Origin of the sequence: Streptomyces telluris (assembly GCF_024519335.1) — a bacterium.
Classification (GTDB): Bacteria; Actinomycetota; Actinomycetes; order Streptomycetales; family Streptomycetaceae; genus Streptomyces; species Streptomyces telluris.
This window is the reverse complement of the sequence record NZ_JANIID010000020.1, coordinates 99,865-111,893: the sequence shown is the minus strand read 5'-3', so window position 1 is coordinate 111,893 and position 12,029 is coordinate 99,865. Positions and strand designations below refer to the sequence as shown.

General features: G+C 71.1%; 13 protein-coding genes. 4 read left to right on the top strand and 9 right to left on the bottom strand.

Features of this window, described 5'->3' with window-relative positions; genetic code table 11:
* The first annotated feature begins 80 nt into the window (after positions 1–80).
* Complete coding sequence (locus NQU55_RS21695; protein ID WP_030367366.1) at positions 81–578, top strand: inorganic diphosphatase; 498 nt, start codon at positions 81–83, stop codon at positions 576–578.
* A 463-nt stretch (positions 579–1,041) separates the two neighbouring features.
* On the opposite strand, the gene NQU55_RS21690 is transcribed toward NQU55_RS21695, so the two are convergent.
* The gene (locus tag NQU55_RS21690; protein WP_168092283.1) at positions 1,042–2,736 is read right to left on the bottom strand and encodes a threonine/serine exporter family protein; all 1,695 of its coding nucleotides are present in this window, start codon (positions 2,734–2,736) and stop codon (positions 1,042–1,044) included.
* Positions 2,737–2,920: 184 nt separating this feature from the next.
* Positions 2,921–3,643: a DedA family protein gene (locus NQU55_RS21685; protein ID WP_168092282.1), complete on the bottom strand. Its 723-nt coding sequence runs from the start codon at positions 3,641–3,643 to the stop codon at positions 2,921–2,923.
* A gap of 236 nt (positions 3,644–3,879) precedes the next feature.
* Here NQU55_RS21685 and NQU55_RS21680 point away from each other — a divergent pair, with 236 nt between their 5' ends.
* Positions 3,880–4,245, top strand: coding sequence for a YbjQ family protein (locus tag NQU55_RS21680; RefSeq protein WP_106674457.1), 366 nt, complete (start codon positions 3,880–3,882; stop codon positions 4,243–4,245).
* A gap of 64 nt (positions 4,246–4,309) precedes the next feature.
* Here NQU55_RS21680 and NQU55_RS21675 read toward each other — a convergent pair whose 3' ends face one another.
* Positions 4,310–5,077, bottom strand: coding sequence for a MerR family transcriptional regulator (locus NQU55_RS21675; RefSeq protein ID WP_168092281.1), 768 nt, complete (start codon positions 5,075–5,077; stop codon positions 4,310–4,312).
* Positions 5,078–5,215: 138 nt separating this feature from the next.
* Here NQU55_RS21675 and NQU55_RS21670 point away from each other — a divergent pair, with 138 nt between their 5' ends.
* Complete coding sequence (locus tag NQU55_RS21670; RefSeq protein ID WP_256790975.1) at positions 5,216–5,875, top strand: Uma2 family endonuclease; 660 nt, start codon at positions 5,216–5,218, stop codon at positions 5,873–5,875.
* 90 nt (positions 5,876–5,965) lie between these two features.
* Here the strand turns inward: NQU55_RS21670 and NQU55_RS21665 are convergent, their stop codons facing one another.
* The 5 genes from NQU55_RS21665 to NQU55_RS21645 all read right to left on the bottom strand — a co-directional run bounded on the left by NQU55_RS21665 (position 5,966) and on the right by NQU55_RS21645 (position 10,784).
* The gene (locus NQU55_RS21665) at positions 5,966–6,817 is read right to left on the bottom strand and encodes an LLM class flavin-dependent oxidoreductase (protein ID WP_256790974.1); all 852 of its coding nucleotides are present in this window, start codon (positions 6,815–6,817) and stop codon (positions 5,966–5,968) included.
* A gap of 218 nt (positions 6,818–7,035) precedes the next feature.
* Positions 7,036–7,644: a PadR family transcriptional regulator gene (locus NQU55_RS21660; RefSeq protein WP_168095148.1), complete on the bottom strand. Its 609-nt coding sequence runs from the start codon at positions 7,642–7,644 to the stop codon at positions 7,036–7,038.
* A gap of 93 nt (positions 7,645–7,737) precedes the next feature.
* Positions 7,738–8,286: a DinB family protein gene (locus NQU55_RS21655; RefSeq protein WP_168095149.1), complete on the bottom strand. Its 549-nt coding sequence runs from the start codon at positions 8,284–8,286 to the stop codon at positions 7,738–7,740.
* Positions 8,287–8,376: 90 nt separating this feature from the next.
* On the bottom strand, positions 8,377–9,834 hold the full coding sequence (locus tag NQU55_RS21650) for an aldehyde dehydrogenase family protein (RefSeq protein ID WP_168095150.1): 1,458 nt from the start codon (positions 9,832–9,834) through the stop codon (positions 8,377–8,379).
* An 86-nt stretch (positions 9,835–9,920) separates the two neighbouring features.
* Positions 9,921–10,784, bottom strand: coding sequence for a Sco1979 family transcriptional regulator (locus NQU55_RS21645; RefSeq protein WP_168095151.1), 864 nt, complete (start codon positions 10,782–10,784; stop codon positions 9,921–9,923).
* Between the two features lie 324 nt (positions 10,785–11,108).
* Between NQU55_RS21645 and NQU55_RS21640 the strand changes: the two genes are divergently transcribed.
* On the top strand, positions 11,109–11,609 hold the full coding sequence (locus NQU55_RS21640; RefSeq protein WP_168095152.1) for an ATP-binding protein: 501 nt from the start codon (positions 11,109–11,111) through the stop codon (positions 11,607–11,609).
* A gap of 118 nt (positions 11,610–11,727) precedes the next feature.
* On the opposite strand, the gene NQU55_RS21635 is transcribed toward NQU55_RS21640, so the two are convergent.
* Positions 11,728–11,967: a DUF397 domain-containing protein gene (locus tag NQU55_RS21635; protein WP_106674436.1), complete on the bottom strand. Its 240-nt coding sequence runs from the start codon at positions 11,965–11,967 to the stop codon at positions 11,728–11,730.
* Positions 11,968–12,029: the final 62 nt, after the last annotated feature.

The following is a 12,029-nucleotide window of genomic DNA, read 5'->3' as shown; positions in this document are numbered from 1 at the left end:
CCAGCCCCTTTCGCCAGCACACACCCACGTGAGAGACACTTAACCACCAGACGTATGTGTTGATCATGGAGGAGCCACCCGTGGAGTTCGACGTCACCATCGAGATCCCGAAGGGTTCGCGGAACAAGTACGAGGTGGACCACGAGACCGGTCGCATCCGCCTGGACCGCCGCCTCTTCACCTCGACCAGCTACCCGGCCGACTACGGCTTCGTCGAGAACACCCTCGGTGAGGACGGCGACCCGCTGGACGCCCTCGTCATCCTCGACGAGCCGACCTTCCCGGGCTGCCTCATCAAGTGCCGCGCCATCGGCATGTTCCGCATGACGGACGAGGCCGGCGGCGACGACAAGCTGCTGTGCGTCCCGGCGAACGACCCGCGCATGGAGCACCTGCGCGACATCCACCACGTGTCGGAGTTCGACCGCCTGGAGATCCAGCACTTCTTCGAGGTCTACAAGGACCTCGAGCCGGGCAAGTCGGTCGAGGGTGCGGACTGGGTCGGCCGCGCCGAGGCCGAGGCCGAGATCGAGGCCTCGTACAAGCGCCTCGAGGCGGCGGGCGGCGCCCACCACTGAGCCTGCGGCTCGCTTCGCGCGGGGCCGGGGTTGCCGTACGAGTCGTACGGCAACCCCGGCCCCGCGCCGTTTGCGTGCCGCGCCCTGGCCGACCCGGGCCGACCCGGGCCGGTCAAGGACGCGCTCGCATCCTTGAAACCGCCGCGACGGCGATACGCCACGACGGCGAAGCCCGGCGGTGCCGTACGAGCTCAGCCGGGCCCGGCACCGCCGGACACGCCCGCTGTGGCGGATCGCCGTCGCGGCGGGCGGAAGTCGCCCGACGTGCGGGCACCGCAAAGCGAAGGCCTTCCGGGCCGCCCGGAACTTCCAGCCGGCACCGCCGGACACGCCCGCTGTGGCGGATCACCGTCGCGGCGGACTACGCATGTGCGCACTCCGCGCAGGAGCCTTACCGCCGTCGGCGCGGGCAAGGGCGTCCGGGGCACCCGGCAGCGTGCGGGCACTCCCCGCGTAAGGCTTCCTAGAAGCCCCGCGTGCGCTTGGCCGCGCGGCGTCCCGCCGCTTCGCCCGGGACCTTGAGGAACATCCGGGCCATCTCCGAGCCCAGGTTCACGCCGATGGCGATCGCCAGGGCCAGGGCGGCCGCCTTGGTGAGGCTGGCGATGCCGGTGTTCAGCTCGTTCTTGGCGAAGTTCAGCAGTGCGAAGTAGACGGCGCTACCGGGCAGCAGCGGCCCGATCGCCGCCGTCACGTACGGCAGCGCGGACGCGTACCGGTAGCGCGAGAGCAGTTGCCCGAAGAGGCCGACGAGCCCGGCGGCGATGGCCGTGGCGGGGACGGGGTCCAGCCTGGCGGTGTCGGCGAGCGCGCCGTAGACCACCCAGGCGACCCCGCCGTTGAGCGTGGCGACCCACACGGAGTGACGTTCCTGCTGGAGCAGGACCGCGAAGGCGAAGGACAGCAGCATCGCGGCGATGATCTGGATCACCGGCCGCTCCACGCGCTCCAGCGCCGCCTCCGGGTTGAGCGTGGCCCCGCCGATGTGCACGCCCCCGTAGAGGACCATCAGCACGCCGCAGACGATGCCGGCGATCAGGTAGCCGACTTCAAGGAGCCGGGCCGCGGCGGTGATGTAGTAGCCGGTCAGGCCGTCCTGGACGCCCGCCACGAGCGCCCGCCCGGGGATCAGGGCGAACAGCCCACCGGTGATCACCGCGGAGGCCTGGACGTCCACGTAGTCGTGCAGGGCGCTCAGCGCGACGCCCATCGCCGCGGGCGGCAGCCCGGCCGCCACGAACTGGTAGAACTCCGGCAGCCCGCGCCCGGAGGCGAGCCACGCCAGCCGGTCGCCCAGCATCGCGCCGACCGCGGCGGCGAGGAAGACGACGAGCCCGCCGCCCACGAGCATGCTCGCCGCGCCAGCGAGCAGCCCGGAGGCCGCGGTCAGGCCCCAGCCGGGGTACGGGTGGCGGTTGCGGCGGATCTCGGCGAGGCGGCGGTAGGCCTCCTCCAGCGTCAGCCCCTGCGACGTGATGTCGTGGACGAGCCGGAAGACGGCGTCGAGGCGGGTGTAGTCGGTGCCGCGCCGGCGCACCGTGCGGTTGGCGGTGACGGGGTCGTCGACGAGGGACGGCTGGTAGCTGACGGTCAGCAGGGTGAAGGTGACCGTCGGCTCGCAGCGGTGCAGCCCGTAGGCGTGCGCGACGCCGAACATCGCCGCTTCCACGTCCTCGGCGCCCTCGCCGCCCGCGAGCAGCAGCTCGCCGATGCGCAGGGTGAGGTCGAGGACGCGCGGGACGGGCGGGCCGGGCTCGTCCTGTTTGGCGGCCCGCTCGGGGGCGGGCCGCTCGCCGACGGGCATGCGCAGCATGGTGCGCATGCGGTCCTGCCAGGGCGTGTCCTTGGTCAGGCTGACCTTGGGCGAGCCGTAGGGGGGCGTGTAGCCGGGCAGGAGCGTGCTCTGGGTGGTGCTGGAGTCGGGGGCGACGGTGCCCGCGGGGAGGGCGAAGGCCGAGCCTTCGCGTTCGCTGGGCGGCTCGGGGGCGACGCCCTCCGGAATGGCGAACTCCGAGGTCGGGTGCTCTTCCTCGGGCGGCGCCGGCAGCGGGACGCCGAGCGGCGGGGTGAAGGCGCTGCGCGCCTCGTCGGACTGGGGCTTGCGGTCCTCGGGAGCATCTCCGGCCGCCCCGCCGCCACCCCGCTGCCGCTCAGCCACCTCGCGCTCCTCGTACGCCCCGCGCCGCCGGTGGAACCCCGGCGGCGCACTAGCCCTAGGGTCACCATGCCTGATCAGGGGGGCGTGTGCCCAGTGGGGCGAGGACTATGCGGAACGAAGAGCCGGCGAGCGGTCCCGGGAGCAGGCCCGCGGGCGGGCCTGCGAGGGGGCCTGCGAGGGGACGTCAGCGGCGCGCGTGGCGGCCGCGCTGCTGCTGGGCCGGCGGGCGGGGGCCGCCCACCGCGCCCGGGTGGCCGCCGCCCTGCGCCGCGGCCTTCTTGCTCTTGGAGCGGGCCCGCAGGAACTCGATGATGATCGGCACCACCGAGATCAGCACGATGGCGATCAGCATCATCTCGATGTTCTTGTGCACGAACTCGATCTTGCCGAGCGCCGCACCGAGGACCGTCACGCCGACGCCCCACAGGATGCCGCCGACGATGTTGAAGATGAGGAACGAGCGGTAGTTCATCCGGCTCACGCCGGCGATGATCGGCGTGAAGGTGCGGATCACGGGCACGAAACGGGCCAGGACCAGCGATTTCGGGCCGTACTTCTCGAAGAACTCGTGCGCCTTCTCCACGTTCTCCTGCTTGAAGAGCTTGGAGTCGGGGCGCTTGAAGAGCGAGGGGCCGACCTTGCGGCCGAAGAGGTAGCCCGCCTGGTCGCCCAGGATCGCGGCGACCGCCACCAGCGTGCAGACCACCCACAGCGGCTTGCTGATCTGCCCCGTGGTCACCAGCAGACCCGTGGTGAACAGCAGGGAGTCACCGGGGAGGAAGAAGCCGATCAGGAGGCCGGACTCCGCGAAGACGATGGCCAGGACGCCGATCAGACCGAATTGCTCGATCAGATAGTTCGCATCCAGCCACTGGGGGCCGAGCGCGAGAGTGGTCGTGGGGGTCACGGGTGACAGGCTCCTGGGTCGAGGGCGCAGGCTCGTGCGAGGCCCGGGCACAGGCTGGGCGGGGTGATGTGCGGCCCCAAGTTACCAACGCGACCGGGAGCCTCCGCGTTCCAGTGTGCGGCAGCGTTCCCGCCCCGGCCGCCCCGTGCCGTGTACACCCGTTCGGAGCAACCCCCCGAGCCCGGCATGCGTCCTGGTCAGGCAGCGGCAAAACTGCACACACGGAGGTGGATGCGATGGGCATCGAGGAGTACGGCGGCGGGCAGAGCCAGTCCGACGTCCTGGTCGTGACGACGAACGACGTCCCCGGCTACAAGGTCGACCGCGTCATCGGCGAGGTCTTCGGCCTCACCGTGCGCTCCCGCCACATCGGCAGCCAGATCGGCGCGGGCCTGAAGTCCCTGGTCGGCGGAGAGCTCAAGGGCCTGACGAAGACCCTGGTGGAGACCCGCAACCAGGCCATGGAGCGGCTGATCGAGCAGGCCCGCGCCCGGGGCGCGAACGCGGTGCTGATGTTCCGCTTCGACGTGACGGAGGCGGCGGACGTGGGCACGGAGGTGTGTGCGTACGGCACGGCGGTGGTGATCTCGCCCCGTCCCTGACGGAACGGCCGACGGGGGCGGCCCGGGCTTCGGAGCCCGGGCCGCCCCCTGCTGTTCTCAGGTTTCACACGTCTCCCACGTTGCGCACCGCATTGGCCACGATGGCGTCCCGGAGGTAGCCGGCCATGCCGGGCCGGATGGCCTCATAGGTGGCGGTGAACCGCTCGTCTGTGACGTACATCTCGCCGAGACAGGTGTGAATGTCGTACGTGCAGTCGTAGTAGAAGCGCACGATCTGCTGCCGGTGCTCCTCGGCGAGGTCCATGGCCTCCGGGGAGTCCGCGGCCGCGCCGGTGCCCATGAGGGCGGCGATGCGCTCGTTGAGCCCGTCCGCCTCGGCCTGCATCCGCAGCCAGTCCTCCTTCGTGTACGCGGCGGTCCGGCGCTGCGACTCGCGGTAGGCCTCCGTGTCGCCCCACCGCTGCTCGACCTCCTCCGCGTACCGGCCGGGGTCGTTGTCCCCGAACACCTCGAACTTCTCCTCCGGCGTGAGCTGGATCCCCATCTTCTTCGCCTCCATGGCGTGCTCCACGGCGGTGGCCATGCGCTGGAGCTTCTCGATCCGCTCGACGAGCAGACCGTGCCGGCGGCGCAGGTGCTCGACCGGATCCGCATCCGGCTCGTCCAGCAGCACCGCCACCTCGTCCAGCGGAAAGCCGAGCTCCCGGTAGAACAGGATCTGCTGCAGCCGGTCGAGGTCGGCGTCGTCGTAGCGCCGGTGCCCGGCGCGGCTGCGCCCACCGGGCGCGAGCAGCCCGATCTCGTCGTAGTGGTGCAGCGTCCGCACGGTCACCCCGGCGAAGGCGGCGACCTGTCCCACGGAGTAGCTCATCTCCGCTCCTTTCCCCTTGCGGGCTCCACAGTGCGTCCTGCCGTTACGTGAGGTGCAAGCACAGTCGCCGTCCGGGTGGCACGAAGAAACGATGACCCCTCACCCCCGCGGGGGTCGCTACCGTCGTACCCGGGACATATGTCCACGACCTCGCACACCATCCCGTCCATGGGAGCAGTGATGGCCGCAGAAGCCGCAGACCACTCGAAGCGGAAAAAGGCGACCCCGGACAACTGGATGTACCCACCGCCGGGCGGCTGGACGTACGAACAGGTGAAGGAGCTGGTCCTGCCGTACGACTGGGAACTGGTGGACGGGGCGATCGTGGTACGCGGGATGGCGAATCAGTGGCACGACGACGTACGCGACGGTCTTCTCGTCGCCCTGCGCCTGGCCGGCCGACCCCCTTACCGGGTCAACTCGGAACGCTGTGTCCTGGTCGACGAGGCCAATCCGACGAAACCCGACGTCGTCGTCTTCGACTCCACGAACCTCGACCGGCTCACCATGGAGTGTGTGCCGGTCGAGCGAGTCGTCCTGGCAGTGGAGGTCGTCTCCCAGGGATCGCGCACCGACGACCGGTTCCGCAAACCGGGCATGTACGCCCAAGCAGGCATCGCCTGCTTCTGGCGAGTGGAACGAGACGAGAACGACCTGCCCGTAGTGCACGAGTTCTGGCTGCACCCGGAAACCGGCGTCTACGCGTCCAACCCCGACCGCCCTACGCACACCGGCACGCTCAAGACGGATGTGCCGTTCCCCGTCGAAATCGACCTCGAGAATCTGCTCCGCGGCTGAATCGCCCAGGAACGTACGAGCTCGTGCACCGCACCGGCGCGGTTGTGCACACCTTCCCGCCCGACCGCGAGGACCTCTCCGTCCTGCGCGTCAGAACAGGGCGTCGGCGAGGCGGTCGGGCTGGGCGGGGTCCGAGGACCAGCAGTAGAGCATGACCTCTTCGGCGCCGATGCCGGCGAAGGCCTCGACCGCTTCGCGGATCTGCCGCGCCGTGGTGAGGACGCCGGCGGCCACGTGGTCCGCGCGGCCGCCGAAGTCGTAGTAGTCGCGGATGTTGTGCCGGGCCCGGTCGACGGTGCTCGGCGGGCCGAGGGCGACGTTCGCCTGGGCGACCAGCCGCGGCCGGCCGGGGCGGTCGTACTTCTCCCAGACCGCTTCGGCGTCGCGGAACAGGGGGGCCATGTACTCCGGCGGGAGCGCGGCGCCCAGGAAGCCGTCGCCGAACCGGCCGACGCGCTCGATCGCCGCCGGGGTGAAGCCGCCGAACAGCACTTCGGGGCCGCCCGGCGTCGCGGGCGCGGGGCCGATGGGCCCGGCGCCTTCGCCGTACGGCTCGCCCGCCCAGGTCCGGCGCAGCGCGGTCATCTGCTCGTTCAGGCGGCGGCCCCGGCGGCGGATGTCGATGCCCGCGGCGAGGCAGTCGTCCTCGCGGCCGCCGACGCCGATGCCGAGCGTGAAGCGCCCGCCCGACATGCGGTCGAGCGTGGCGGTCTGCTTGGCGAGCATCGCGGTGTTGTGGAGGGGCGCGATCAGCACCTCGGTCTGGAGCCGGATGCGGGACGTGGCGCCGGCCAGGGCGGCGAGGGTGACGAGTGGTTCGGGGTTGGCGAAGACGAGCCGGTCGAGGAGGCCGAGCGAGCTGAACGGGCCCGCGTCGGCGCGTCGTGCCCAGGTCAGCAGCAGGGCGGGATCGTCGATGGGAAGGCCGAGACCGATCTTCAAGGAAAACTCCGGAGGGCGTGCCGAAATCAGCTGCCGCCCCTCCGGCTCCGCGCGGCTGTGCGCGGGCCTGCTCCCGTTCTGCGGCTCGGTTCCCAGGGAGCGTGATCTTCAGAGTGCGGCGACCGTAACGCGGCCGTCCGGGGCCGGGCAACTCCTTTTCCCCGCCGGGAACGCTCAGCTCCCCCGCCGGGACCGCTCAGCTCCCCCGCCGGGACCGCTCAGCCTGCCGTGGAGCCCGGCTCCGGGGCGAGCCCGCCCCGCCACGGAGCGCCCTCGCCCGCCATCTCGTACGCCCCGGCCTCCAGGCGCTCGATCAGCCCGCGGGTCCACTCGCCGCCGGTCTCCGCCGTGTGCACCCACAGGCCCATGATCTCGGCGATGTGGCCCCAGTCCTCGCCCTCGGCGGGGGTCCAGTGCCGGCGGATCTCCTCGCGCCACTCCTCCAGGGCCGCCACCCGCTGCTTCAGCAGGGCGACGGCCTCGGCGCGCGGGAGGTCGACGAGGAAGCCCACGCCGGCGGTGAGGACGTCGATCTTCTCGTCGTGGGCGGACAGCGCGTGCCGCAGCAGCCGGAAGTACTCCTCCTGGCCGGCGGGCGTCAGCTCGTACTCCGTGCGGGGCGGGCCGCCGGCGGCGCTCGGCGCCGTGTCGTGGGCGACCATCAGCCCTTGCTTCGCCATCGCCTTGAGCGCGTGGTAGATCGACCCCGGCTTGGCGTTGGACCACTGGTGCGCGCCCCAGAACTCCAGGTCGTTGCGGACCTGGTAGCCGTGGGCCCGCCCGTGCTGGCGGACCGCGCCCAGGACCAGCAACCGGATCGCCGACATCGCGCCCTCAGCCTCCTCGCTCCACCGCCGCCCGGATCCCCGGACAGCGCCCGGACGGTGTCCAGACTAGGTGGAACGAGGGGCCGGGCCGCGTCAGGCCCCGTCCTCCCCGGCGGCCAGCGCCACCAGCTCGAAGGCGGTCTTCCCGTCGAGGGACTCGCGGATGACGTCCGCGTGCCCCGCGTGCCGCGCGATCTCCTCGACCAGGTGGAGCAGCAGCCAGCGCATGGACACCCGCGCGTCCGCGGGGAACCACGGCGCCGGGGGCAGCGGGAAGGTGTCCTCCAGGCTGGGCACGGAGTGGATGAACTTCTCCGTCTCCGCCGCCACCTGCTCCCAGTGAGCGAGCACCCCGGCGACGGTCTCGCCCTCCAGGAGCCGGAAGCCGTCGGCCCACTCCGACTCGTCGTGCCCGGTCTCGTCCGCCCGGCCCTGGGCCAGCAGCAGCCAGTTCCGCTCGGCCTGCGTCACGTGCTTGAGCAGTCCGCCCAGGGACAGCTCGCTCGCGCTCGGTTTCAGCGCCGCCTGCTCGTCGGTCAGCCCGAGCACCGCCCGCCGCAGGCCGCCCCGCTGGGCCTCCACGAACGCCAGCAGCGTGGCGCGCTCGTCGGAGGGGTTCTTCTCGATGACGTGGGTGGGCATGGGGTCCGCCTCTTCCTTCGCTCTGCCGGTCCGTCGGAACAAACGTAGGACGCCATGCGGTCAGGTTCTGTCCTCAACTCACCGGCCGGCTCAAAACGGGAAACGGCTCTTCCCGTGCTGGATCGAGATCCACTTCGTCGTCGTGAACACGTCGACCATCGCGTCGCCGTTGAGCCGCCCCACGCCCGACGCCTTCTCGCCCCCGAAGGGCACGATCGGCTCGTCGTGCACGGTCCCGTCGTTGACGTGGATCATCCCGGCGTCGATGCGCTTCGCCACGCGCACGCCGCGCTCGGTGTCCCCTGTGTGGACCGCGCCGCTCAGCCCGTACGGGGTGGCGTTGGCCAGCCGGACGGCCTCCTCCTCGCCGTCGAAGGGGATGATCAGCGCGACCGGCCCGAAGATCTCCTGACCGAGGATCGCGGCGTCGGCCTTCAGCCCGGTCAGGACGGACGGCTCGACGAGGGTGCCCTCCGCCCGGCCGCGCACCAGCGCGGTCGCACCGTCGGCGACGGCCTGCTCGACCAGGGAGGCGATCGCCTCGGCCTGCCCGGCGTGGATGAGCGGCCCGACGTGGGTGGCCGGGTCGCCCGGGTCGCCGACCTTGAGGCTCTTGACCTTGGCGACGAACTTCTCGGTGAACTCCTGCTCCACCGAGCGGTCGACGAGCACCCGGTTGGCGGCCATGCAGACCTGCCCCTGGTGGATGAAACGGCTGAATACCGCCGCCTCGACGGCGTAGTCGAGGTCGGCGTCGTCGAGGACGATCAGCGCGCTGTTGCCGCCGAGCTCCAGGACGGTCTTCTTGAAGTGGGACGCGGCGACCGTGGCCACGTGCCGGCCGACCTTGTCGGAGCCCGTGAAGGAGATGACCTTCGGCACGGGGTGCTCGATGAGCGCGTCGCCGATCTCCGCGATGTCGGTGACGACGACGTTGAGCACGCCCGCGGGCAGCCCGGCCTCCTCCAGCACCTTGGCCACCAGGCCGCCGCCGCATATGGGCGTGTTCTGGTGCGGTTTGAGGACGACGGTGTTGCCGAGGGCGAGCGCCGGCGCGACGGACTTCAGCGACAGCAGGAACGGGAAGTTGAACGGGCTGATCACCGCGACGACGCCGACCGGCACCCGGTAGAGGCGGTTCTCCTTGGTGTCGTCCGGGGAAGGCAGGATCCGTCCCTCGGCCCGCAGCGCGAGGTGGACGGCCTCCCGCAGGAACTCCCGCGCCAGGTGCAGCTCGAACGCCGCCTTCAGGGCCGTGCCGCCGCACTCCGCGGTGATCGCGGCGGACAGCTCGGCCTCCCGGTCGTCGATGATGCGCAGCGCCCGCTCGAAGACCAGCCGGCGGGTGTACGGATTGGTGGCGCCCCACGCGGGCTGGGCGCGCTCGGCGGCGCGGTAGGCCTGGTCGATCTCGGCCACGCCGGCGACGGTGATGGAGGCGAGCTTCTCCCCGTTGTACGGGTTGAAGTCGACGATGTCCCAGGAGCCGGTGCCGGACCGCCACTCGCCGTCGATGTACTGGAAGGCCAATTCTTCGAAGTAGGACATGTGCCATCCCTGCCTGGAGATACGGGGGCGCTCGGGGGCGCCCGTACCGGAACGCGCTCCTGATGGGACGTCATCGTACTGATGTGTCACATGAGTTGGAGCAGCCGCCTCAACAGGTCCCGGGTGGCCGACGGCGAGAGGCTGTCCTCGTGCAGCCGCTCCATCACCCTTCCGTACTGGGCCACTTCGTCGGGCTTGTCGAGGTAGAGCGCGCTCGTGAGCTGCTCCAGGTAGACCACGTCCGACAGGTCCGACTCGGGGAAGCGGAGCATGGTGAAGGCGCCGCTCTCGCCCGCGTGCCCGCCGTGCGCGAAGGGCATCACCTGGAGGGTCACGTTGGCCTGCTCGGAGATGTCCATCAGGTGCTGCAGCTGGCCGCGCATGACGGTCTCGCCGCCGTACGGGCGGTGCAGCGCGGCCTCGTCCAGGACGGCGTGGAAGTGCGGGGCGCGCTCGGAGAAGAGCAGCTTCTGGCGCTCCATGCGCAGCGAGACGCGGCGCTCGACCTCCGCCCCGTCGGCCGCGGGCTGGCCGCGGACCACGACGGCCTGGGCGTACCCCTCCGTCTGCAGCAGCCCGTGCACGAACTGCACCTCGTAGATCCCGATGTGCGAGGCGGCGCCCTCCAGCCCGACGTAGGTCTGGAACCAGCCCGGCAGCACGTCGCCGTAGCTGTGCCACCACCCGGCGACGTTGGCTTCGCGGGCCAGGCCGAGCAGCGCCTCGCGCTCCAGCTCGTCCGTGACGCCGTAGAGGGTCAGCAGGTCTTCCACATCACGCGCCTTGAAGCTCACCCGGCCCAGCTCCATACGGCTGATCTTCGACTCGGACGCACGGATCGAGTAGCCGGCCGCCTCGCGGGTTATCCCACGTGACTCACGCAGTCGCCTGAGCTGGGAGCCCAGGAGTATGCGGCGCACCACTGAACCGCTCGACTCGCTCGTGGCCATCGTTGCGACTCCTCCTCTTCCGGTTCCGTTTCCGGCCTTGCCGCGCTCGCCCTCTCCGGGGGCGACCCCCGCATCCCCCGGCGGTGAAGTCTGCCATCTCCGCGCTCGGTTGAGTGTGCATTGAGTGTGCATCCGGCTACCCGGAGGGGAGTAGGCCGGAGGTCGTACGGAAGAGGGCGTAGGAAGAATTGCGGCCGAACGCGAACGTGCGCCCCCAAACCCCCCACGTGCACGTGCATCTGCCCTTGCATCCGCCATCCGCATTGGGAACGATGGGGAACGCACACGTGCGTGTCACGTCCACGATTGCCAGGAGTGCCTCGGATGGGTACCGAAGGATCGACTGTGCTCTCTCCTCTGTGGCGAGGGCTGCCACCGATCGCCCCATCGGCCGTCCCCAACTCGGCGTCCTGCGCGCTCCCACCCCGCTTCGAAGCGGTCCGGACGGCCCGCACCTTCACCAGAACCACCCTCCAGGGGTGGGGCCTGGCGGGACTCTTCGACGACGTGGCGCTCGTGGTCTCGGAGCTGGTCACCAATTCCCTGCGCTACGCCCTGCCGGCCGAGCCGATACCCGGCGGCGAATACGACCCCCCGGTGCGGCTGCACCTGATGCGGTGGACGTCGCGGCTCGTGTGCGCCGTGCGCGACCCCAGTGAGGAGAGCCCGACGGCCGGCGAGGCGGACGCCTCGGCGGAGTGCGGGCGGGGACTCTTCCTCGTCGAGTCCTTCAGCGACACCTGGGGCTGGCACCCGCTCGCGGGGGCGCTGCACGGCAAGGTCGTGTGGGCCCTCTTCCGGCTGCCCAACGAGCAGCACGCCTAGCGGTACGGGCAGCACGCCTAGCGGTACGAGCGGCGCGCCCGGCGGCACGCGCAGTACCAGCAGCACTGGCAGCACGGGCAGCACGAACAGCGCGCCCGGGCAATAACCGACTACCTGATCAGTCGGTCACCAGATAGTCGAATTCCCCGTCCTTGATCCCGCGCAGCATGGCGTCGATCTCCGCAGGCGTGTAGACGAGCGCCGGACCGTCCGGATGACGGGAATTGCGCACGGCGACCCCGCCGCCCGGCAGCTTGGCGAACTCCACGCACGATCCCTGGGAGTTGGAGTGCCGGCTCTTCCGCCAGACGACGCCGTCGAGGTCCGCGGCAGCCATGCCGTTGTACGCGTGAGGCACAGGACTCTCCCGGAGAATTGCAGGGCACCCCGGCCACGCCCGGTACGCCCGGCGGCGAATGG